This is a genomic window from Acinetobacter sp. ANC_7635 (assembly GCF_056779945.1).
The window spans coordinates 1-387 of sequence record NZ_JBWYIS010000038.1 but is presented as its reverse complement, the minus strand read 5'-3'; the positions used below and the strand labels follow the sequence as shown (position 1 = coordinate 387).

Here is a 387-nt window from a genome sequence, read left to right as displayed (position 1 = left end):
CAGAACTCATCTGTCTCTCGACCAATGCCTTAATTCCACTCAAACAATTCATCGGCACACAAGTGGCCGTCGATCAAGTCACTGATCAAGGAACCCTGTTTAGAACCACTGGTATCATCACCGAAGCCTCACAAGGACAAAGCGATGGGGCACTGACCCTCTACAAACTCACGCTTAACGATGCAACTTCACTTTGGCACAAACGCCGCAACAGCCGCGTATTTATGAACAAATCCGTGGTCGAAGTGGTGGAAATCCTCTTTGAAGAATGGCAAAACAAAAGCCCACTCTTTGCCTCGAGCCTCAGCCTAGACCACAGTGGATTGCAACAACAATACGACATCCGACCCTTCATCATGCAAAGCAACGAAAGCGACTACGACTTTC

Annotated in this window: 1 protein-coding gene; it reads left to right on the top strand. The window is 48.3% G+C overall.

The window, feature by feature from the left end:
- Positions 1-387 (top strand): phage late control D family protein (locus tag AC1M89_RS14775; RefSeq protein ID WP_481614396.1); only part of this gene is annotated, 387 nt, incomplete at both ends.